The 21876-nt window shown below is 45.8% G+C and carries 21 protein-coding genes and 1 other annotated feature (1 of these 22 running past the window's edge); of the genes, 10 read left to right on the top strand and 11 right to left on the bottom strand.

Annotated features, from left to right (window positions below):
• The first annotated feature begins 28 nt into the window (after window positions 1–28).
• The 10 genes from galE (at window position 29) to gnd (ending at window position 12044) form a co-directional block, all read left to right on the top strand.
• Window positions 29–1042: a UDP-glucose 4-epimerase GalE gene (gene galE, locus MWH02_RS13085; protein ID WP_154183664.1), complete on the top strand. Its 1014-nt coding sequence runs from the start codon at window positions 29–31 to the stop codon at window positions 1040–1042.
• A gap of 365 nt (window positions 1043–1407) precedes the next feature.
• The gene (locus MWH02_RS13080) at window positions 1408–2175 is read left to right on the top strand and encodes an ABC transporter permease (protein ID WP_271460802.1); all 768 of its coding nucleotides are present in this window, start codon (window positions 1408–1410) and stop codon (window positions 2173–2175) included.
• Entirely contained in the window at window positions 2175–2915 is a 741-nt protein-coding gene (locus MWH02_RS13075; protein WP_271460801.1) for an ABC transporter ATP-binding protein, read from the top strand. The genes MWH02_RS13080 and MWH02_RS13075 overlap by 1 nt, the downstream gene beginning before the upstream one ends.
• Window positions 2916–2927: 12 nt before the next feature.
• Window positions 2928–4082 (top strand): UDP-galactopyranose mutase, encoded by a 1155-nt coding sequence (gene glf, locus MWH02_RS13070; protein ID WP_271460800.1) that lies wholly within the window; start codon window positions 2928–2930, stop codon window positions 4080–4082.
• Window positions 4079–4972 (top strand): glycosyltransferase, encoded by an 894-nt coding sequence (locus tag MWH02_RS13065; protein WP_271460799.1) that lies wholly within the window; start codon window positions 4079–4081, stop codon window positions 4970–4972. Before glf ends, MWH02_RS13065 begins: the two co-directional genes overlap by 4 nt.
• On the top strand, window positions 4956–6110 hold the full coding sequence (locus tag MWH02_RS13060) for a glycosyltransferase family 4 protein (RefSeq protein WP_271460798.1): 1155 nt from the start codon (window positions 4956–4958) through the stop codon (window positions 6108–6110). The genes MWH02_RS13065 and MWH02_RS13060 overlap by 17 nt, the downstream gene beginning before the upstream one ends.
• Before the next feature lie 9 nt (window positions 6111–6119).
• Window positions 6120–7976, top strand: a complete 1857-nt coding sequence (locus MWH02_RS13055) for a DUF4422 domain-containing protein (protein ID WP_271460797.1) — start codon at window positions 6120–6122, stop codon at window positions 7974–7976.
• The gene (locus MWH02_RS13050; protein ID WP_271460796.1) at window positions 7967–9478 is read left to right on the top strand and encodes a glycosyltransferase; all 1512 of its coding nucleotides are present in this window, start codon (window positions 7967–7969) and stop codon (window positions 9476–9478) included. The genes MWH02_RS13055 and MWH02_RS13050 overlap by 10 nt, the downstream gene beginning before the upstream one ends.
• A 45-nt stretch (window positions 9479–9523) precedes the next feature.
• A complete protein-coding gene (locus MWH02_RS13045; protein ID WP_271460795.1) occupies window positions 9524–10498 on the top strand; it encodes a sulfotransferase family 2 domain-containing protein in 975 nt (324 codons plus the stop codon).
• A 136-nt stretch (window positions 10499–10634) separates the two neighbouring features.
• The gene (gene gnd / locus MWH02_RS13040; protein ID WP_271460794.1) at window positions 10635–12044 is read left to right on the top strand and encodes an NADP-dependent phosphogluconate dehydrogenase; all 1410 of its coding nucleotides are present in this window, start codon (window positions 10635–10637) and stop codon (window positions 12042–12044) included.
• Window positions 12045–12077: 33 nt separating this feature from the next.
• On the opposite strand, the gene MWH02_RS13035 is transcribed toward gnd, so the two are convergent.
• The 11 genes from MWH02_RS13035 to hisG form a co-directional block, all read right to left on the bottom strand.
• On the bottom strand, window positions 12078–13193 hold the full coding sequence (locus tag MWH02_RS13035; protein ID WP_271460793.1) for a succinylglutamate desuccinylase/aspartoacylase family protein: 1116 nt from the start codon (window positions 13191–13193) through the stop codon (window positions 12078–12080).
• Between the two features lie 112 nt (window positions 13194–13305).
• A complete protein-coding gene (locus MWH02_RS13030; protein WP_271460792.1) occupies window positions 13306–14103 on the bottom strand; it encodes an ABC transporter substrate-binding protein in 798 nt (265 codons plus the stop codon).
• Window positions 14104–14169: 66 nt separating this feature from the next.
• Window positions 14170–14646: a YbaK/prolyl-tRNA synthetase associated domain-containing protein gene (locus tag MWH02_RS13025; RefSeq protein WP_271460791.1), complete on the bottom strand. Its 477-nt coding sequence runs from the start codon at window positions 14644–14646 to the stop codon at window positions 14170–14172.
• A gap of 88 nt (window positions 14647–14734) precedes the next feature.
• On the bottom strand, window positions 14735–15346 hold the full coding sequence (hisIE, locus tag MWH02_RS13020) for a bifunctional phosphoribosyl-AMP cyclohydrolase/phosphoribosyl-ATP diphosphatase HisIE (RefSeq protein ID WP_101763386.1): 612 nt from the start codon (window positions 15344–15346) through the stop codon (window positions 14735–14737).
• Window positions 15340–16116 carry an imidazole glycerol phosphate synthase subunit HisF gene (hisF, locus tag MWH02_RS13015; protein ID WP_137386100.1) on the bottom strand — a complete coding sequence of 259 codons (777 nt, stop codon included), beginning with the start codon at window positions 16114–16116 and terminating at the stop codon, window positions 15340–15342. Before hisF ends, hisIE begins: the two co-directional genes overlap by 7 nt.
• Window positions 16098–16835, bottom strand: a complete 738-nt coding sequence (hisA, locus tag MWH02_RS13010) for a 1-(5-phosphoribosyl)-5-[(5-phosphoribosylamino)methylideneamino]imidazole-4-carboxamide isomerase (RefSeq protein ID WP_192411542.1) — start codon at window positions 16833–16835, stop codon at window positions 16098–16100. Before hisA ends, hisF begins: the two co-directional genes overlap by 19 nt.
• The gene (gene hisH / locus MWH02_RS13005) at window positions 16835–17425 is read right to left on the bottom strand and encodes an imidazole glycerol phosphate synthase subunit HisH (protein WP_101763389.1); all 591 of its coding nucleotides are present in this window, start codon (window positions 17423–17425) and stop codon (window positions 16835–16837) included. The genes hisA and hisH overlap by 1 nt, the downstream gene beginning before the upstream one ends.
• Window positions 17425–18492 carry a bifunctional histidinol-phosphatase/imidazoleglycerol-phosphate dehydratase HisB gene (gene hisB / locus MWH02_RS13000; RefSeq protein ID WP_271460790.1) on the bottom strand — a complete coding sequence of 356 codons (1068 nt, stop codon included), beginning with the start codon at window positions 18490–18492 and terminating at the stop codon, window positions 17425–17427. Before hisB ends, hisH begins: the two co-directional genes overlap by 1 nt.
• Complete coding sequence (hisC, locus tag MWH02_RS12995; RefSeq protein ID WP_192411543.1) at window positions 18489–19565, bottom strand: histidinol-phosphate transaminase; 1077 nt, start codon at window positions 19563–19565, stop codon at window positions 18489–18491. The genes hisB and hisC overlap by 4 nt, the downstream gene beginning before the upstream one ends.
• A complete protein-coding gene (gene hisD, locus MWH02_RS12990; protein WP_271460789.1) occupies window positions 19562–20869 on the bottom strand; it encodes a histidinol dehydrogenase in 1308 nt (435 codons plus the stop codon). Before hisD ends, hisC begins: the two co-directional genes overlap by 4 nt.
• A gap of 4 nt (window positions 20870–20873) precedes the next feature.
• A complete protein-coding gene (hisG, locus tag MWH02_RS12985; RefSeq protein ID WP_008104821.1) occupies window positions 20874–21773 on the bottom strand; it encodes an ATP phosphoribosyltransferase in 900 nt (299 codons plus the stop codon).
• Between the two features lie 53 nt (window positions 21774–21826).
• Window positions 21827–21876 (bottom strand) — a sequence feature (His leader region) (it continues 72 nt past the right edge of the window).

Genomic DNA, 21876 nt, shown 5'->3' with positions numbered 1-21876 from the left:
GCCTTTAGCGCGGTTTAAAGGAGTACACATGGCTATTTTGGTAACGGGCGGAGCGGGATACATCGGCTCCCATACGGTGCTGGCGCTGTTAGAGCGCGGCGACGACGTTGTGGTCCTGGATAACCTTTGCAATGCTTCCCGCGAAGCCATCAACCGCGTGGAAAAGCTCTCAGGCAAAAAAGCGGTGTTCGTTGAAGGCGATATCCGCGATCGCGCCTGCCTGCGTGACCTGTTTGCCACTAACGATATCAGCGCTGTGATTCACTTCGCCGCACTGAAGGCCGTTGGTGAATCCACGCGCATGCCGCTGGAATACTACGAAAACAACGTGGCTGGCACCGTGGTGCTGCTGGAAGAGATGCGCGCTGCTGGCGTGTGGAACTTCATCTTCAGCTCATCTGCGACCGTTTATGGCGCCGATGCGCCGGTTCCTTACGTGGAAACCACGCCAATTGGCGGTACCACTAGCCCGTACGGTACTTCAAAGCTGATGATCGAATTCGTGATGCGCGATTTCGCTAAAGCCGATCCGAATTTCAAAGCCATCGCACTGCGCTACTTCAACCCGGTTGGCGCGCATGAGTCTGGTGAAATCGGTGAAGATCCAACCGGCATTCCTAACAACCTGCTGCCGTACATCGCGCAGGTGGCGATTGGCCGTCTGGAGAAGCTGGGCGTGTTTGGCGATGACTACGACACGCCGGATGGCACCGCACAGCGCGACTACATTCACGTTGTCGACCTGGCAGAAGGGCACCTGAAAGCGTTGGACCACTTAGCCAAAGTTGAAGGCTACAAAGCTTACAACCTCGGCGGCGGCGTGGGCTTCTCCGTGCTGGAGATGATCAAGGCGTTTGAGAAAGCGTCTGGTAAGCCAATTCCGTTTGAGTTTAAGCCTCGCCGTGACGGTGATTTGCCGGCGTTTTGGGCAGATGCGACGCTGGCGAACAACGAACTGGACTGGCGCGTGACGCGCGGGATTGATGCCATGATGCGTGATACGTGGAACTGGCAGAGTAAGAATCCTAACGGATTTAAGTAGATATTTTACACTCTTGTAAGCCTGTCAATGACAGGCTTTTTGTTTTTTATAGGATTCGTCTAATCTATGTTAAAAATGGCTTCGTCTCAGCTTTAAGATTTATATCGAAAATGTTAGCATTCTGGGCTGCATATTGGAAAATATGGTCCAGTTTATAAGGACCTTGGCTGAGAAAACTGGAAATTTTACTGCTAACTCCTTCGTTTATAATATAGGTTCAGGGGTAATCATCATACCTGATCCCATAGAAGTTCAAGTCAGGTACGCCTAGTGCACTGGTAGCTTTAAGCCAGGGGCGGTAGCATTCTCATAACATAGTAGCGCGAAGTAATTCGTACGTTTATTAGGCAAACTGAGCAATTTATATGAAGTATAATTTTGGTTATCTTTTTGATTTAATAACTGTAATCACAGAGAAAGAATTAAAGGTCAGGTATAAAAGTAGCTTTTTAGGCTATCTTTGGTCTATCGCAAATCCCCTGTTGTTTGCGATGATTTATTATTTTATATTTAAACTTATCATGAGAGTTCAAATACCGAATTATACTGTTTTTTTAATAACTGGCTTATTTCCTTGGCAATGGTTTGCAGGTTCAACTAGTAACTCATTATTTTCCTTTATTTCAAATGCACAGATTATAAAAAAAACAGTCTTCCCACGTTCAGTAATCCCTTTCTGTAACGTCTTTATGGAATTCTTACATTTTCTTTGTACCATTCCTGTTATCATCGTTTTTCTAATTATTTATGATATGAGCCCTTCACTTTCATGGCTGTGGGGGATTCCATTGATTGGTTTAGGGCAAATGATATTAACCTACGGATTAGCATTAATATTATCAACACTTAACTTATTCTTCAGAGATCTAGAGCGTTTCATTAGTCTGGGCATTATGCTTATGTTTTATTGCACACCTATCCTTTATTCAGTAGATTTAATACCTGCTGAGTATCATTGGTTGATCGACGCAAATCCGCTTTCTTTAATGATTCTTTCCTGGCGTGATTTATTTATGCATGGTGTAATTGATTATGGAAATATTTTGCATTTATATTTCTATTCATTTACAACTTTACTCATTGGAGTTTGGGTGTTTAATAAATTAAAATTCCGTTTTGCTGAGATATTGTAATGAGTGTAGCGATTGAGTTTAAAAATGTCACAAAAAGGTACCCTCTATATCATCATATTGGATCTGGCATCAAAGAGTTGATATTCAATCCTAAACGTGCATTATCGATGTTATCCGGCAGATCTTATTTAGCAATAGAAGATATTTCATTTCAAGTCTTAAAAGGCGAATCAGTAGCGCTAATTGGCCGAAATGGTGCAGGTAAAAGTACATCACTTTCGCTGGTGGCTGGAGTGATAAAGCCTAGCACTGGTTCAGTCTTTGTTAAAGGTAGGGTGGCCTCTATGCTTGAGCTGGGAGGAGGCTTTCATCCGGAACTTACAGGAAGAGAAAATATTCGTTTAAATGCAACTTTACTTGGTTTAAGAAGAAAAGAACTAAATGCAAAAATTGATAAGATAATTGAGTATTCTGAACTCGGAGAGTTCATTGACGAGCCCATTAGAGTATATTCAAGTGGCATGTTGGCTAAGCTAGGATTTTCAGTTATCACTCAAGTAGATCCTGACATTCTAATAATAGATGAAGTTCTAGCTGTCGGGGATATTAGTTTTCAAAAGAAATGTATTAAAACAATAAATGAATTCAGAAGTAAAGGTGTCACAATATTATTTGTAAGCCATAATATGGATGACATTGAGAAAATCTGTAATAAAGTTATTTGGATTGAAAATCATAAAGTTAGACGTATTGGTAATAGTAAAGAAATTATTAACGACTACCGCGCATTCATGCAGTGATTGAAGGTAAATGTGATGAGCAAAAATATTCTTGTTGTTGGAGCTGGTTTTTCAGGTGCAGTTATAGCTAGAGAGCTTGCAGAAAGTGGGCATAATGTTGAGGTAATTGATTCTCGAAATCATATTGCAGGTAATTGCTACAGTGAAAGAGAACATGTGTCTCAAGTGATGATCCACACATATGGACCGCACATTTTCCATACTGATAATGAAAAGGTTTGGGCTTATATTAACAAGTATGGCAATATGATGCCTTACACAAACCGTGTTAAAGCAACAGTAAATAATAAAGTTTTTTCTTTACCTATTAACCTTCATACAATAAATCAATTCTTTGAAAAGACTTGCAATCCTGATGAAGCAAAAAAATTAATTGAAAGTAAAGGTGAAAAATCCATCTCGACACCAGTAACTTTCGAAGAACAAGCTCTACGTTTCGTAGGTAAAGAGTTATACGAAGCCTTTTTTAAAAGCTATACCATTAAGCAATGGGGAATGCATCCCAAAGAATTACCAGCATCAATTTTAAAAAGATTGCCCGTACGTTTTAATTATGATGATAATTACTTTAATCATAAATACCAAGGCATGCCAGAAAATGGTTATACGGCGATCGTGGAAAGCATTCTTGATCATAAAAATGTAAAAGTGTCACTGAATACTAGTTTTGATCTGAAAACTCGAGAAAATTATGATCATGTATTTTACAGCGGACCACTTGACGCATTTTACGAGCATGAGTTTGGGCGATTAGGTTATAGAACTTTGGATTTTGAAGAGTTTACCTATGAAGGAGATTATCAAGGATGTGCAGTAATGAACTACTGTGAACCTGATATACCTTACACTCGTATTACGGAGCATAAATATTTTGCTCCTTGGGAAAAACACGAAAAGTCTATTTGCTATAAAGAATATAGTCGTAGTTGTGGTGAGAACGATATTCCTTATTATCCTATTCGTCAAGTTGGGGAAATGGATATGTTGTCAAAATATATTAGTTTGGCTGAAAAAGAATCGAAAATCACATTTATCGGCCGGTTAGGTACTTATAGATACCTAGATATGGATGTAACCATTGCTGAAGCACTTAATACTGCAGAATGTTACCTAAAATCATTGAAATCTGAAGATAAAATGCCGGTATTTACGGTTGATGTAAGATGAATGCAACAGCATTAATAGTTACCTTTAACCGTCTGAATAAACTAATAAAGACTATTGAGGCAACGCTTGCGTTGCCTTTTCAGCATATAGTTATCGTTAACAATGCATCTACAGATAATACGAGTCAATGGTTATCACAATTACATGATTCACGCATTAAAGTTATCGAATCTAAATACAATATAGGTGGCGCAGGCGGTTTTTATTTAGGCGCTGAATTTATATCCAAACATGTAAAAACCAAATGGATTGTTTTTTATGATGATGACGCTTACCCTGAAAAGGATTTTTTGAATAAATTTGAAAGTTTAAATCCTGATGAACATGTGGCCTACTGTTCTAAAGTTTTGGATTTAAAAAACAATATATGCACAATGAATAAACCATGGATAAGAAAAACAACAACTTTCACGGATAATTTTTTATATTGCATTAATAAGGATAAGTTTGTAGTGAGTTCTGAGCTAGATTCAGAGAGTATAACCTTTTCCTTTGTTGGTTGCATAATCAGTCATGATGTTTTAGAAAAAACTTATTCTAATATTGATAGGAAATTATTCATATATTACGATGATGTTTTTTACTCTTACTTTTTATTAAGAATGGGTGTCAAAATTCGCTATGAAGCAGCACTTGTTTTCAGACATGATATTGTTGCGGAAAGCTCAGTAAAATTGCCCCCTTGGAAAATTTACTATTTAGTAAGAAATATCATTATAGGAAAAAAGAGTTATGGCAAAGAATGTTTCTTTTCAAAAAGAGCCATCGCTGTAAGGTTGATAGTTTATTTCATCCACACTTTAAAAAGTAATAATATAAAACTGAGTGTTAAATACTACTTTAAAGGTGTAAGTGACGGTTTAAGGAATTTAAGTGGGAAAAGACACTGAAAACGTCTCAATGAAAAAAATTTGCTTCTTTGTGAATTCTGGCTGGTATTTTGAACTTCATTGGTTGGATAGGGCAAATGCTTTAAAAAATGGAAACAATGAAGTCCATATTGTCAGTAATTTTAGTGACGCTGAAATGCAAAGATTAGGAACACAAGGATTTCACTGTCATCAAACTGGAATGCGTGAAAGAAGTTTAAAGATATTCCATGCTATCTCTGATTTTTTCAATAGCATAAAAATTCTCAAACGAATCAATCCTGATTTAATTCATTGCATTACTATTAAGCCGATAATAATTGGTGGTCTTTTTTCTCGCTTCATGCATAAACCCTTTATCGCAAGTTTTGTTGGGTTAGGGCGTGTTTTCATGATTCAAACATGTAGTTATAAGCTATTAAAAAGAATAGTTGGGTTTATTTACAAGTTAATTTTTAAAAATAAAAAATCCTTACTATTATTTGAGCATGAAAATGACCAAAATATATTGTTGCAATTAATAAGTATTCCAAGAGAAAGATGTGTTGTAATTAATGGTTCAGGTGTGGATCTTGAAAAATTCAATTATGTTCAAGAAGAAGACTCATTAAAACCTAGTGTTTTATTCGCTAGTAGACTCCTTTGGTGCAAGGGTTTAGGTGATTTAGTAAAAATAAAAAAAGATATATCAGCACATATCGAGTTTGATTTAAATGTTGCCGGCATAAGTGTTGAGGGAGACCCCGACTCCATACCTTTAAGTACCATCGACGTGTGGAATGAAGAATCAATAATTACTTGGTTAGGAAAAAGGGATGATATTTCTAACCTTATTGAAAGTAATAGTATTGTTGTTTTACCATCAACTTATTTTGAAGGTGTTCCCCGAATTTTGATTGAAGCTGCTGCTAAAGGCAGGCCTATCATTGCTTATGATACCGGGGGGTGTGGAAATATTTTACATAATGGTATTAATGGCTATCTAATTGAAAAAGGCAATATAGATGAACTTAAAAATAAAATTATATTCCTTCTTTCAGATATCAATATACGAAGGCACATGGGTGAAAATGGACGAAGGTTAGTTGAGACGCATTTTGGCTCTGTTATTATCATTAAACAAACTATGTCTGCTTACTCTAGAATATTGTCATCATAAGGATATACTGTGTCAGAAAATATTAAAGTTAAAATATTGGTGTGCCATCATAAAGAGTTTGAATACATTAGCAACGATTGTATCTTGCCAATTCAGGTTGGTAGGGTATTATCACCTGTGAAATTAGATTATTGCATTGGAGATGATAGCGGCACCAACATTTCTGCCAAAAACAAATCTTGGTGTGAGTTAACAGCAATCTTTTGGGCTTGGAAAAATCTCGATGCAGATTATTATGGTTTAATGCATTATCGCAGATATCTTTCGATGGAGTCTGACGATGGATTCTCAGTTGTAGACAACTTAAATGCAGATGTTGTGAAGGCTAATGGGTTAAGTGCTGAAGCGATAATTACAAAATGTAAAAATTATGATGTTATTACTTCTCCTGTGTGGAATGTGCATCCTGCAGGTTTACCTTCAAGATTACTAACAAATTATCAGCATTATGAATTAGATCATTATAAAAAAGATCTTGATATTATTATTGATATTGTAAAGAAAAATTATCCAGATTTTTATTTACCCCTGCTTGATAGTTTACATTCTACTTCTTGTTTTTTTGCAAATATAGCAATAATGAAAAAAGAATATTTTCATGAATATTGTGACTTTGCGTTTGGTGTTTTATTTGAAGCCGAGAGTATGATATCTCTCGATTCTTATGATAATTATCAAAAAAGAATCTGGGGGTTTCTAGCCGAGCGCCTTATCAATGCTTATGTAATATATGCCAAGAAGAAGTATAAAGATATAAAAATTAAAACTGCAGGCTTACTTTATGTGACTGAAAAAAACACTTTAAACTTTGAGGAGATATTAACCAAAGAATTATCTTTTGCAAAAAATAATGGACTTTCTTGCAACGCTTCTCTTCAGACTAGTGTTGAAATCAACATATGCATGTCTTTTAATGATAATTATTTCGTTCACGCTCTTACTACTATTCAATCACTAATTGCAAATAATAAATCATGTAGTAAGGTCAAGTTATTTATATTGTGTGATGCTCAATTAAGTCAGAATAACCGTAATAAGCTATCAGTTTATTTTGCGGAGCAAATTGATGTCTCGTTCTTAGACGTTGATCCAGATCTATTTAATGCTTTACCGTTAAATAGGCACTATATATCATTAAATACATATTATCGATTAGTTATCCATAAACTAATACCTGAAATTGACAGGGTCATATATTTAGATTCAGATATCATTTTTTGTGATGATATAACTGAGCTTTGGTCTCATGATTTGCAGGGGAAATCTTTAGCCGGTTCTTTGGATGAGGGGGGAGTACTTCAATCTCGTCGACTTCAACTTGGGATTGAGAGTTCTTATATTAATGCAGGTGTATTAATTATGGACCTAAATAAAATCCGGGAAAAGTATAATGATGTTTTTATCGAATATATGGCTAATTACTTTACAAGAAAACAGGATATAATCTTACAAGATCAAGACATCCTTAATTTAACCTATAACAATGATATTAGTTTATTACCACTTAAATGGAATGTGAATAGTAGGATGTTTTGCCTAAATGATTTGGAACATAAGTATTCGATTTCAGAAGAAATGGAAGCCATTAATGACTTGGGTATAATTCATTTTACAGATAGAAAAAAACCTTGGAATATTCTCTGCTCACATCCTTTGCGAAAATTATATTGGTACTACCGTGGGAAGGCTTCACCTGAGACTATCAAACTTAAAGAAAGGCTGGTAAGACAATACTCTGGAAGACTTAACTACCAATTTGAAGGAGACAAAGTCTTATTTGATTTTTCATTAATTAAATTCAGGATAAAAAAAATAATTATAATTAGACTTATACAGGTTTTAAAGTTATTTAAACTTTGGAAGTAATTCAATCACTTAAATTAATTTTAGAAAATAATGGGCTTATCATGAGAATTTGTTTTTATAATTGGGTTGACTATGATGATAAACGCAAAAGAGGAGGTGGTGTAACTGTTTATCAAAAGAATTTAATTGATGCTTTGAATGCAAACGAAAAAACTCAGGTCTATTTTATCTCTTCAGGTGTTAACTATAACCCCTTTAATACGGAAATAAAGTTTAAAAAAAACGGAAATAAATATGAAATTATTAACTCTGCAACTTTAGCGCCTTCTCATCTTTCTTTCTCCTCTTCAACTCAAATTAGTCATGATGCTACTGAAAAAGTTTTCTTGGAGGCGATTTCTGATATTGGGAAATTAGATGTTATTCACTTCAATAATTTAGAAGGAATTCCCGTTAAAATAATTAAAAGGATAAAAGAGACGTTCCCAAGTATAAAAATTGTTTTCTCGGTTCACAATTATTATCCTTTTTGCCCACAGGTCAATTTGTGGGAAAGAGAACGCAAGAATTGTAGGGACTATAATGGAGGGCGAAAATGTGTTACTTGCGTTACGCACAACCATGGGGAAGGTTATTTTAAGAAAAACTATTATCTCGACAATTTTTTACTTTCAAAAAATATAAAAGATAATACTTTGCTATCTAAATTTAGTTGGTCGATGGCTCACAAAGTTAATAATAGTTTCTATAAAATCAAACGTTTTGCTACTCCCCCGCAATCGAATTCTCCCATGATAAACTTTTCAGAAAATGCTCATTATTTTTTGAATAGAAGACAAGAATTCATTCAAACAATTAATGAAAATTGCGATGTGATATTGACTGTTTCTAAAAGAGTGGCAGATATTTGTTTAAACTTTGGCATTAAGAAAGAGTTATTAAAAGTTTCCTATATTGGTACCGCCCATTACTCTAAATATTTAGACTCGCAACCTAAAGGGGAAGGTATTTCGACTATTGCCTATCTCGGTTATATGCGAAAAGATAAAGGGTTTGAATTTTTCATTGACGCTCTGCGAAAAGTACCTGAAGATATTGCAAAAAACATTAATATTGTTGTTGCGGCTAAACGACACAATGAGCATTACTATTACCTTCTAAAGGAATTAACTGCGCGATTTAATAATGTGATTTTTGCTGATGGGTATTCTCACAAAAATATAGATAAAATTCTGGAAAATGTTGACCTAGGCATTGTTCCTGTTCTTTGGGAAGATAATCTTCCACAAGTTGCTATTGAAATGCATTGTCGTCGAATTCCCATTTTGACCAGCAACTTAGGTGGCGCTTGCGAGTTACATAATAAAAATGAGCGTTTTACATTTCAGGCCGGCAACTATAAAGATTTCGTTAATAAATTAACAGACCTTACACTTAATGGTTATGATTCAAGAGAATACTGGTTTAATGCCCTTTCACCAGTATCCATGGACCAGCATTTGAATGAATTATTAAACGTTTATAATGATAGAAATAGTCTCATCCATATTGAATCACTTTAAAATAAAATCCTTGTTTTTCATTTTATAAATACTGGTGTTTTGATTATGATTTATTCAGTTGAAAAAAGATTTCTTTTTATACATAACCCGAAAGTTGCCGGAACGTCAGTTAGAAAAGCCTTACAGAAATATGATAGCTCAGGGGAGAAGTACTGGCGACCATACTATGTTGAAAAATATGATCGAATCGTAGACAGGGCCCATATCCAAGCCTCTGAATATGAAGTCCATTCGTTGGAGGAAATTTCAGACAGATTTTTCACTTTTGGATTTGTTAGAAATCCTTATGAGCGATTTTTAAGTGCATGGGAGGAGTTTAAACTCCAGCATAACCTTGATGATTATGAGGATATAAATGACTGGGCCATTGCTAATATTAACGAAATTGCTGTTCGTTATGACTGGAGATTAATTCATTTTTGCCCACAACATTATTTTTTTTATGTAGGCCAGAAGTGCGTTGCTGATTTTATTGGTAAACAAGAGTTCTTAAATCAGGATTGGCTGCGAGTACAAAATATAATTGGTGTCAATGAGCCATTGGGACATTTCAATAAAAAAAGAGATAGCGTTCAAAGTAGGTTGACTGATATTTTGAGTGAAGAAACAATATCTTTAATTAATAAAATTTATGCGAAAGATTTTCTTTATTTTAATTATCCTATGCATGATGCAAAACCAGTTTCAAGTTCAGATCCTTACTTGGATTACTATGAGAATGCATTACTTCCACAACGAAAGCTTTATCAAGCTATGAATCAAGAAATCAAATCTCTTCGTGATGAGCTTGATAAAAACCTTAAGGAATTAAGCCATCTTAGGAACAGAGAACTACATTTACACAATGATAATGAAAATTATAAAAATAAAATATTTGAATGTGAAAAATGTATAAGTTTAATTCAGGAAGAAGTTTCAAAGAAAAATGAAGAAATTTCAGCAATGTTTGATAGCAAATCTTTCAAAATCACAGCACCGTTAAGAACCATTGCGCGCGTAATAAGAAAAATTAATTATTAACATCTGTTAACAGAGTTATAAGAGCTCTTTACTTCCAAACGCTTTGTGCGATCTAAGTTATAATTGTTTGACCGATAGTAACAGTGATGTTACTGATAATATACTGTATTAAAAGGCTTTTAAATAGGAGTAAAAAATGTCCAAGCAACAAATCGGTGTTGTAGGTATGGCAGTAATGGGCCGCAACTTGGCTCTTAACATTGAGAGCCGCGGTTACACTGTTTCTATCTTTAACCGTTCACGCGAAAAGACTGATGAAGTCATCGCTGAGAACCAAGGTAAGAAACTCGCTCCTTTCTATACTGTTGAAGAGTTTGTTGAATCGCTGGAAAAACCACGTCGTATCCTGCTGATGGTACAAGCAGGTGAGGCAACTGATAAAACTATCGCTTCCCTGACTCCTCATCTGGATAAGGGTGATATCCTGATCGATGGCGGTAACACCTTCTATAAAGACACCATCCGTCGTAACAAAGAGCTGTCCGATCAAGGCTTCAATTTCATCGGTACCGGTGTTTCTGGCGGTGAAGAGGGTGCATTGAAAGGCCCATCAATCATGCCTGGTGGCCAGAAAGAAGCGTACGAACTGGTTGCTCCAATCCTTGATAAGATTGCTGCACGTGCAGAAGATGGTGAAGCCTGTGTGGCTTATATAGGTCCCAATGGTGCCGGCCACTATGTGAAGATGGTTCACAATGGCATCGAATACGGCGACATGCAGTTGATTGCAGAAGCTTATGCATTGTTGAAAGGTGCATTGGGCCTGAATAACGAAGAGCTGGCCGAAACCTTTACAGAGTGGAACAATGGTGAGCTGAGCAGCTACCTGATCGACATCACCAAAGATATCTTCACTAAGAAAGATGAAGACGGTAAATATCTGGTTGATGTCATTCTGGATGAAGCAGCTAATAAAGGCACCGGTAAATGGACCAGCCAGAGCTCATTGGATCTGGGTGAGCCACTGTCATTGATCACCGAATCTGTATTTGCCCGCTATTTGTCTTCTCTGAAAACCCAGCGTGTTGCAGCTTCCAAAGTACTCAGCGGCCCGCAGGCGAAAGCCTTTACCGGAGATAAAGCTGAGTTCGTAGAAAAAGTGCGTCGTGCATTGTACCTGGGCAAAATCGTCTCATATGCTCAGGGCTTCTCTCAACTGCGTGCTGCTTCCGAAGAAAACAACTGGGATCTGCATTACGGCGAGATTGCTAAGATTTTCCGCGCTGGTTGCATCATCCGTGCTCAGTTCCTGCAGAAAATTACTGATGCTTATGCTAATGATGCAGACATCGCAAACCTGCTGCTGGATCCATACTTCAAGAATATCGCTGATGAGTACCAGCAGGCGCTGCGTGATGTAGTGTCTTACGCTATTCAGAACGGTATTCCGACGCCGACCTTCTCTGCTGCTATTGCATACTACGATAGCTATCGTTCAGAAGTTCTGCCGGCGAATCTGATTCAGGCTCAGCGTGACTACTTTGGTGCGCATACTTACAAGCGTATCGATAAAGACGGTGTGTTCCATACCGAATGGCTGGACTAACAGCATTAAGGCTTCCTTCGGGAAGCCTTATTTTTACCCAACCAACAACTCCCCCCGTCTCCCAGCATTCTCCCCAGCCAACCGCACCACCAACATCCCCGCCGTCACAAACTTGGTCAAATTCCTCGCATACAACACGCCACCAAACTCAGCCACCAGCGGCATCACCTGGTCAGTAATCGGATCAACAACCTCAGCCACCACTTCCCCCGCCTTAATCCACTCACCCAAATTACGTCGGTAAAACACCAATCCAGATTGCGCCGCATGGATATACTCACATCCCGCCAGCGCCGTCGCTGGATGAATCAGGGCAGGGGATTCACCCACTTCACCGGCAATATATCCGCCCTCAATCAGTGCATTGATAATCGCGTCAGCATCTTTCTCCGCCATCTCAGGCGATACATCCGCCACACCGCGCAGTTCCAGCGTCACCGGCAGCAAGCCGCGCGGCATTGGATACTCATCGCCAAAGCGCTCTGCCAGCGTCAGCCACGGCTCGCAGCAAGCCTCATCAAACGGTTCGCCGCCCGAAATCTGCGCCAGTAACTGCACTTCACTACCTAACCAACGCGCCAGCGGTTCAATATCCGGCCACGCGTGCGGCGTGGTGTAGAGGTGCGGCAGCGCATCCCAGTCACAATGTAGATCAATCATCAAATCGGCCTGGCTCGCCATACGCATCAGCGTAAAGCGCTGGGCATCCAGTTCGGTGCGGGCAATGCGGTCACGATAATGGCGATCAATCGCTTCCCTGATCAGGCGTTTATTTTCGTATTCACTTTGTGTCAGGGAATCAGCAAGTTCTTCAGCCAGCGCTTCACCCAATGCCGGGAAGCGGCGGTTAAAATCTTGTCCTGATAACGTATGGAAACGCCCGAGATGGCTACCGTGCCAGTGTTGTCCCATGGCTAAAGGATTCGCCACCGGCACCAATGTGATTTTAGATTTGAGTTGTCCGGCAGATTCCAGCGCCAGCAATTTCTGTTTCAAGTACCATGCCACCGCCATGCCCGGCAGTTCATCGCCGTGCAGCGCAGCCTGAATATAGACGCGTTGCTGTGAATCCGTACCGAAGTGGAAGCTGACAATTTCGCGTTGCGTGCCCAGCGAGGCGCTTAATAGAGGATGATGTTGTTGTTGCATAACGCTATCGATGTCCTTTATTCATGGCACGCTTTCAGCGACGCCAGATGCATTTTCTGATGGAATTATAGTGCTGAGTGCAAAAAGGGCGGCAAAAAAGCCGCCCAAAAGATTACTGCTGGATGGAGATGTCAGTTGCGAAGTACTTTTTCTGAATTTTATCGAAAGTGCCGTTCTTCTTCAGTTCGGCAAACGCGTTATCCAGTGCGGTTTTCAGTTCGGTGTCGCCTTTACGCAGACCAATCGCGGTGCCCGGACCGATAATCGGATCCTGCACAATCGGGCCGGCCAATTCGAAATCTTTGCCCTGCGGATGTTTCAGGAAACCATTGGCGGCTTGAGCAGCATCGGTAAACACCACATCAAGACGACCCGAAATCAAATCGCTCTCAACTTGTGCCTGATCGCCATAAGGTACAACCTGCACGCCATGCGGCTGCCATTTGGCCAACGCATAACGCTCCTGCACGGTGCCTTGCTCAACGCCCACGGTTTTGCCTTTCAGCGATTCAGCAGTTGGCAGCAGGCCAGAACCTTTACGCGCAATCAGCTGGGTATGGGTGTCGTAGAGCGGCACGGTGAAATCAATCTGCTTCAGACGTTCTTCGGTGATACCCATATCCGACAAGATGGCGTCGAACTTACGCGCTTTCAGCGCAGGGATCATGCCATCGAACTGGCTCTCCACCCACACGCATTTGGCCTGCATCTGCTCGCACAGCGCATTACCGAGGTCGATATCAAAACCGACCAGTTTGCCCTGCGGCGTTTTGGATTCGAAAGGAGGATAGGTGGGATCAACCGCGAAACGCACCTGATCAATTTTTGCCTGCGCACCAAACGCGCAACCTGCCAGCACAGCCAGCGCCAGCGTCTGACGCAGGCGGGCGGTTAAACGAGAACTTGCCATAATATCGGTCTTCTTTTGATGTGATGTTGAGTCAGAAAGAGTACCGCTCAGGGCCTGGCAAGGCAATTAGAGGATTATTTTCATCACGTTACCATTATGCAGCGCCCGATAATCCGCAACATTCAGCACCACCGATTGCTCCAGCAATCCGGCATTGAAGGCGATTTCGTCATAGCGTTCAAACAGCAGTGGATCGACCACCAGCTGTAAATCAGGATGGAAGCTAAACGGCGGAATAGCCCCAAATACGCAGCCGGTCAGCGTATCCACTTCCGCAGGCGAGGCCAGCGAAGCACGGCGACCGCCAACCGCTGCAGCAACCTTGCTGAGATCCGCTTGCTGATCGGCAGGCAGCACCGCCAGCACATGCTGTTTGATACCGTTGCCTTTCACATGGCACACCAGCGCCTTCGCACCTTGACCCACTTGCGTACCACGAATCGCTGCCACCGCTTCGCACTTGCCGGTCGCTTCATGCTCCATCACGCGATAGCGCGCCTGATGTTGGTCAAGCAGGGCGATCAATTTTTCATGTGTGGTCATGGTGTTTTCCATGCTGATGAATAGCGTAGGGTGCGCATTTATGCGCGCCTGGGACATTGGTCGCCATGAATGGCGACCCTACGAAACGTTATTTATGACGCGCCCGCAGATTATTGATGATGGTGCTCAAATCCAGCTCCTGATCCTGCAGCAGCACCATCAGGTGATACAGCAAATCAGACGCTTCATTGGTCAGCTCGTGACGATCGTTAACCGTTGCCGCCAAAGCCGTTTCCACGCCTTCTTCCCCCACTTTCTGCGCGATGCGCTTGGTGCCGCTGGCGTACAGCTTCGCGGTGTACGAACTCTCTGGATCGGCGCTTTTGCGCGAAGCCAGCAGCTGCTCCAGCTGATAGAGGAACGTCCAGTCTGGCGCAGCCGGTGAGAAGCAGCTGGAAGTGCCGAGATGGCAGGTTGGGCCAATCGGATTGGCCAGCACCAGCAGCGTGTCGTTGTCGCAGTCCGGCGTAATGCTCGCCACTTGCAGGAAGTGGCCCGAGGTTTCGCCTTTGGTCCATAAACGGTTTTTGGTGCGTGAGAAGAAGGTGACGTTGCCCTCACTCAGGGTTTTTTGCAGCGCTTCTTCGTTCATATAACCGTGCATCAGCACTTCGCCGGAAACGTTGTGCTGGACGATAACGGGCATCATGCCCGCGGTTTTGACCCAATCCAGCCTGGCCAGTTGTTCTGCAGTTAACACGCGCGAATCTCCACACCGTTGTCGATCAGGAAGTTTTTCAACTCGCCGATATTGATAATTTGTTTGTGAAACACCGAAGCCGCCAGCGCGCCATCGACGTTCGCCTGCTCAAAGGCGTCGAGGAAGTGCGGCATAGTGCCTGCGCCGCCGGAGGCGATCAGCGGCACTTTGCAGACATCGCGCACTTTCTTCAGCTGCACCAGATCGTAGCCGTTACGCACGCCATCCTGATTCATCATGTTGAGGACGATTTCACCCGCGCCCAGCTTCTGCACTTCCTGCACCCAATCCAGAGTTTCCCACGTGGTCACTTTGGTACGAGCTTCGTCACCGGTGTATTGATTGACGTGATATTTGCCGCTCGCTTCGTCAAACCAGGTATCGATGCCCACCACGATGCACTGCACGCCAAAGCGATCGGCCAGGCGCGTAATCAGCGTCGGATCGGCTAAGGCCGGCGAGTTGATGGAAATCTTGTCGGCACCAAACTGCAGAATGCGCGCCGCGTCTTCTTCGCTCTTAATGCCGCCCGCCACGCAGAAAGGAATATCGATCACTTCCGCCACGCGCGACACCCAGCTTTTGTCCACGACGCGGCCATCTGATGAGGCGGTGATATCGTAGAATACCAGCTCGTCCGCACCTTCCTGCGCATAACGCTGCGCCAGCGGCACAATGTCACCGATGATTTCGTGGTTGCGGAACTGAACGCCTTTCACCACTTGCCCGTCACGCACATCGAGACAAGGAATTATCCGTTTTGCCAGCATGCGATTGCCTCCGCCACCGTGAATTTATCTTCCAGTAACGCGCGACCAACGATCACGCCCTGTGCGCCGCTGCCGCGTAACGCCGCGATGTCATCCAGCGAACCGATGCCGCCTGAAGACTGAAAAGCGATGTCCGGGAAGGCCGCAGACACTTCTTTATACAGCGCGACGTTGGATCCGCTCAGCGTACCGTCGCGCGAAATGTCAGTGCACAACACATGCTTGAGGCCAACCGGCTGATACCAGCCAATCACCTCTTCCAGCGTAACGCCCGCCGCTTCCTGCCAGCCGCTGATTGCCACCTCTTTGCGGTTGTTGGCATCAATGCGCACATCTAATGCCAGCACAATGGCGTCGGCGCCAAACTCGTTAAACCAGCTTTTGACTTCTTCCGGTTGCTTCACCGCGGTGGAACCGACCACCACGCGCGTGGCACCCGCTGCCAGCAGCGCCGCCACATCATCGCGATGGCGGATGCCGCCGCCGACCTGTACCGGCACGGTCACACCGCGCAGTAAGGTGGTGAGCAGGGGAATCTGACGTTTGGCCGGATCTTTCGCGCCGGTCAAATCCACCAGATGCAGCACTTCAGCACCCTGGCGTTGGTAATCCTGTAAGCGCGGCAGCGGATCGCTACCGTAATCGCGCTGCTGGCCGTAGTCGCCCTGATGCAGGCGCACCACTTTGCCGTCGATTAAATCTAATGCGGGGATAATCATCACATCTCCAGGAAATTTTTCAGCAGCTGCGCGCCGGCTTTGCCTGAACGCTCCGGGTGAAACTGAACGCCGAAGAAGTTATCTTTTTGCAGGGCAGCGGTGAACGGATAGCCGTAATCGCACTGGGCGATGGTGGCGGCATTCACCGGCATGGCGTAGCTGTGCACGAAGTAGAAGTAGCTGCCATCGGGAATGTCGCGGAACAGATGATGGCCCGCTTTGGCGGTGATCTGGTTCCAGCCCATGTGCGGCAGCGGTAAATCCTGCGTGTCCATCAGCGTGACGGGCTCATCAACCAGGCCGAGCGTGGTGACGCCGCCATTCTCATCGCTACCGCGACCGAGCAGCTGCATGCCGAGGCAAATACCGAGCACCGGCTGAGTACAGGCTTTGATTAAGTCGATGAGATCGCGCTCCTGCAGCTGATTCATCGCCGCCTGCGCGGTGCCCACGCCGGGCAGCAGCAGCTTGTCAGCATGCAGCACCACATCCGGGTCGCGGCTCACCTGCGGCGTATACCCGAGGCGCTCAATCGCCCACTTCACCGACGACAGGTTGGCGCAGCCGGTATCGAGGATCACCACGTTCATCACAGCACTCCTTTCGAGCTCGGCAAGGTGTTGCCTTCCACGCGAATCGCCTGGCGCAGCGTGCGGCCAAAGGCTTTGAACAGGCTTTCAACACGATGGTGATCGTTGCGGCCTTTGGTTTTCAGGTGCAGCGTGCTCATCATCGCGTAGGAGAGGGAGCTGAAGAAGTGCTCGACCATCTCGGTGCTGAGATCGCCGACGCGCTGGTAGCTGAACTCGGCTTTGAATTCGATGTGCGGACGGCCGGAGATATCCAGCGCGCAGCGCGCCAGGCACTCATCCATTGGCAGCACAAAGCCGAAACGGCCGATGCCACGTTTGTCGCCCAGCGCTTTCAGCAGCGCTTCGCCGAGCGCCAGACCGGTATCTTCCACGGTGTGGTGATCATCGATGTAGAGATCGCCTTTCACATCAATGTTCATGCGGAAGCCGCCGTGCACCGCAATCTGGTCCAGCATGTGATCAAAGAAGCCGACGCCGGTGTTAATTTTGCTGCCGCCTTCACGATCCAGCCACACTTCGACTTTGATCTGCGTCTCTTTGGTGTTGCGTTGCACCAGCGCGTAACGATCGCGCTGGGTCAGGCGCGCCTGAATCGCATCCCAATCTTCGCCTTCCGCACCGTAACGCAGGCCCTGAATGCCCATGTTCTGCGCCAGCTGAATATCGGTGAGACGATCGCCAATCACGTAGCTGTTGGCGGTATCGAGCGCACCGGCGGCCAGCCAGGCTTCCACCATTTTGGTCTTCGGCTTGCGGCAATCGCAGTTATCTTCCGGCATATGCGGGCAGATCAGGATGTCGCTGAAATTCACGCCTTGTGAGCGGAGAATCTGCATCATCAGGTTGTGCGGGCCGTCAAAATCGGCCTGCGGGAAGCTCTCGGTGCCGAGGCCATCCTGATTGGTGATCATCACCAGCTGATAGCCCGCTGCCTGCAACGCCAGCAGAGCCGGAATGGCGTTCTTCTCAAACGCCAGCTTCTCCATGCGATCCACCTGATAATCGGTGGGTGGCTCAGAAATGATGGTGCCGTCGCGGTCGATAAAAAGGATCTTCTGACTCATGCTTGCTCCACTGATAAGGCTTGCAGCGCGGCGATCAGGCGCTCGCACTCTTCACGGGTGCCGATGGAGATGCGCAGGCATCCCGCAAGGCCGGGGTTTTTATTTTGGTCGCGCAGAATAATGCCTTGATCCCACAGCGTTTTAAACACTTTTGGCGAATCAGTGAAGCGCGCCAGAATATAGTTGGTTTCACTCGGGAACACCTGCTGCACTACGCTAATCTGCGGCAACTGCTCAAACAGCCAGGCACGATTGGCGTTCAGCTCGGCAACGTGTTGACGCATCAGCGCAATGCCTTGTTCGCTCAGCGCTTGCCCAGCCACATCCGCCACCGGCGTCGCCAGCGGATAGGGCGCAATCACCTTCATCAGCAGATCGATCACCGGCTTGTTCGCCAGAGTGAAGCCGCAGCGCAAACCGGCCAGCGCGAAGGCTTTGGACAGCGTGCGCAGAATCACTAAGTGCGGATATTCCTGCAGCCAGCCCGCCAGCGTCGCGTCCGGGCAGAACTCGATATAGGCTTCATCGGCCACCACCAGCGCTTTACCGGCGGTCATCGCCAGCAATTCGCGGATGTCATCCTGATTGATCAGGTTGCCGGTCGGATTGTTCGGGCTGCACATATAGACGACTTTCACGCCGTCGAGCTGGTCAGCAATCGCCGGCAGATTCAGCTGCCAGTCATCGAGTGCCGCCACGGTGCGGTATTCAATGCCGATGGTTTCGGCGCTGACGCTATACATGCCGTAGGTTGGCGGGCAGAACAGAATCGCATCTTTGCCCGGCTCGCAAAACGCGCGCATCAGCAGTTCGATACCTTCATCCGCACCGCGGCTGACCAGAACCTGCTCCGGCGTCAAACCGGCGTAAGCGGCATAGCGCTCAATGACAATCTTTGGCTGGCATTCCGGATAGCGGTTCAGCGTCTGCTGCGACAGCTCAAACGGCACCGGCAGCGGGAATTCGTTGGCATTCAGCCACACATCACCGTTACCACCCAGACGACGCGCCGATTGATACGGCGTCAACGCTCGCACGTTGGCGCGCGCTAACTCTTCAATATTCAGGCTCATGCTTGCTCCTTTAGCGCGGCAACACGCAGGGTAACGGCATTTTTGTGGGCTTCCAGCTGCTCGGCGGCGGCCAGCGTTTCAATCGTCGCGGCAAGATTGAGGAAGCCTTGCGGCGTCAGCTCTTGCACCGTCATACGTTTCTGGAAATCGGCCAGGCCAAGGCTGGAACAGGTTGCGGTGTAACCGTAGGTCGGCAGCACGTGGTTAGTGCCGGACGCGTAATCGCCGGCCGATTCCGGGGACCAGTCGCCAAGGAATACCGAACCGGCGCTGGTGATGCTTTCGACCAGATCGCGCGGCTGGCGCGTCTGAATGATCAGGTGCTCCGGGCCGTACAGGTTGGAGATCTCAACGCACTGCTCCAAATCGCGCAGCACAATCAGGCGGCTGCTCGCTAACGCCTGACGTGCGGTAGCCGCACGCGGCAGCTGCGCCAGTTGCTCTTCAACCGCTTGCGCCACGCCTTCGGCCAGTTGCAGCGATGGCGTCAGCAGAATCACCTGCGAATCCGGGCCGTGTTCCGCCTGCGACAGCAAATCGGATGCCACGAACGCGGGCGTGGCGCCTTCATCGGCAATCACCAGCACTTCCGATGGGCCGGCTGGCATATCAATTGCCGCGCCATCTAAACGCTGGCTGACCTGACGTTTGGCTTCGGTGACATACGCGTTGCCTGGGCCAAAAATCTTGTCCACTTTCGGCACGGTTTCGGTGCCGAAGGCGAGGGCGGCGATGGCTTGTGAACCGCCCACCTGAAACACCTCTTTCACGCCACACAGCTGTGCCGCGTAAAGAATTTCATCGGCAATTGGCGGCGGCGAGCACAGCACCACGCGACCGCAACCGGCGATGCGTGCCGGTGTCGCCAACATCAATACGGTTGAGAACAGCGGGGCGGAACCGCCAGGAATGTACAAACCCACCGATTTGACCGGACGGGTAATCTGCTGGCAGCGCACGCCAGGCTGAGTTTCCACATCCACTTCCGCCAGAATCTGCGCGTTGTGGAATGTCTCGATATTGCCCACAGCCACGGCCATCGCCTGCTTCAACGTGTCGCTCAAACGATCGCTGGCCGCTTGCATCTCTTCAGCGCTGACGCGCAGGTTATCCACCTGCGCTTTATCGAAGCGCGCGCTAAATTCACGCAGCGCCGTATCGCCGCTCTCTTTCACATTAACTAACACGTCGCGCACGATCTGGCTGATAGTTTCTGAAGCCGAAATCGCCGGACGCATCAGCAGCGCTTGCTGCTGCTCTGCGCTGCATTGCTGCCAATCAATGGGTGTCATCAGCGTGCTCATGGTATTACTCCAACATTTTTTCAATTGGCAGCACGAGGATCGAGCTGGCACCCAGCGACTTCAGCTTTTCCATGGTTTCCCAGAACAGCGTTTCGCTGCTCACCATGTGCATCGCCACGCGGCTCACATCGCCGGCCAGCGGCAGCACGGTTGGACGCTCAGCACCCGGCAGCAACGCAATCACCTCATCCAGGCGCTCGCTTGGCGCGTGCAGCATGATGTACTTGGATTCACGCGCTTTAATTACGCCCTGAATACGCGTCATCATTTTGTCGACCAGCTCTTGCTTGGCGGCAGGCAGTTCGCCATCGCGCTGAATCAGCACCGCTTTAGAGCGGTAGATCACTTCCACTTCGCGCAGGCCGTTGGCTTCCAGCGTGGCGCCGGTTGAAACCAGGTCACAAATCGCATCGGCCAGACCCGCGCGTGGTGCGACTTCAACCGATCCGTTCAGCAGGCAGGATTTAAAGGCGACGCCTTGTTTATCGAGGTATTTTTTTAGCAGGTGTGGATAAGAGGTGGCGATGCGAGCATTATTCAGGCATTGCGGGCCGGTGTACTCTTCATCAACCGGCATCGCCAGCGACAGGCGACAACCGCCGAAATCCAGACGACGCAGCGTGAAGTAACGCGGATCTTCGCCCTGAGCACGACGGTTCAGCAGTTCCTCTTCCAGCACGTTTTCACCGACGATACCGAGATCGACCACGCCATCCATTACCAGGCCAGGGATATCGTCATCGCGCACACGCAGGATGTCGATCGGCATGTTCTCCGCAAACGCAATCAGACGCTGCTGCTGAAGGTTAATTTTGATACCGCAGCGTGCCAGCAGTTCGCGTGATTCATCACTTAAACGGCCAGATTTCTGCATAGCTATGCGAATACGGGTGTTATCTAACATGGTTCCTGTCCTCTTATTCAATCCTGTCTGAACGTGTTGGTTGGCGTTCGCCCATAAAAAAACCCCCGGAAGATGATCTTCCGGGGGCTCTCTTTGCGTTCGC

The sequence above is a fragment of the Pantoea leporis genome, from assembly GCF_028048155.1.
GTDB lineage: Bacteria > Pseudomonadota > Gammaproteobacteria > Enterobacterales > Enterobacteriaceae > Pantoea > Pantoea leporis.
Note: the sequence above shows the minus strand (reverse complement) of the source record. Positions and strands in the feature narration are given on the sequence as shown.

Excerpts from the sequence above, each read along its gene's own strand:
- gnd (WP_271460794.1), top strand. The coding sequence starts at position 10,635 with ATGTCCAAGCAACAAATCGGTGTTGTAGGTATGGCAGTAATGGGCCGC.
- MWH02_RS13080 (WP_271460802.1), top strand. The coding sequence starts at position 1,408 with ATGAAGTATAATTTTGGTTATCTTTTTGATTTAATAACTGTAATCACA.
- MWH02_RS13035 (WP_271460793.1), bottom strand. The coding sequence starts at position 13,193 with ATGCAACAACAACATCATCCTCTATTAAGCGCCTCGCTGGGCACGCAA.
- MWH02_RS13045 (WP_271460795.1), top strand. The coding sequence starts at position 9,524 with ATGATTTATTCAGTTGAAAAAAGATTTCTTTTTATACATAACCCGAAA.
- hisB (WP_271460790.1), bottom strand. The coding sequence starts at position 18,492 with ATGAGTCAGAAGATCCTTTTTATCGACCGCGACGGCACCATCATTTCT.
- hisD (WP_271460789.1), bottom strand. The coding sequence starts at position 20,869 with ATGAGCACGCTGATGACACCCATTGATTGGCAGCAATGCAGCGCAGAG.
- MWH02_RS13030 (WP_271460792.1), bottom strand. The coding sequence starts at position 14,103 with ATGGCAAGTTCTCGTTTAACCGCCCGCCTGCGTCAGACGCTGGCGCTG.
- MWH02_RS13075 (WP_271460801.1), top strand. The coding sequence starts at position 2,175 with ATGAGTGTAGCGATTGAGTTTAAAAATGTCACAAAAAGGTACCCTCTA.
- MWH02_RS13065 (WP_271460799.1), top strand. The coding sequence starts at position 4,079 with ATGAATGCAACAGCATTAATAGTTACCTTTAACCGTCTGAATAAACTA.
- hisA (WP_192411542.1), bottom strand. The coding sequence starts at position 16,835 with ATGATTATCCCCGCATTAGATTTAATCGACGGCAAAGTGGTGCGCCTG.
- MWH02_RS13025 (WP_271460791.1), bottom strand. The coding sequence starts at position 14,646 with ATGACCACACATGAAAAATTGATCGCCCTGCTTGACCAACATCAGGCG.
- galE (WP_154183664.1), top strand. The coding sequence starts at position 29 with ATGGCTATTTTGGTAACGGGCGGAGCGGGATACATCGGCTCCCATACG.
- hisF (WP_137386100.1), bottom strand. The coding sequence starts at position 16,116 with ATGCTGGCAAAACGGATAATTCCTTGTCTCGATGTGCGTGACGGGCAA.
- hisC (WP_192411543.1), bottom strand. The coding sequence starts at position 19,565 with ATGAGCCTGAATATTGAAGAGTTAGCGCGCGCCAACGTGCGAGCGTTG.
- hisH (WP_101763389.1), bottom strand. The coding sequence starts at position 17,425 with ATGAACGTGGTGATCCTCGATACCGGCTGCGCCAACCTGTCGTCGGTG.
- hisG (WP_008104821.1), bottom strand. The coding sequence starts at position 21,773 with ATGTTAGATAACACCCGTATTCGCATAGCTATGCAGAAATCTGGCCGT.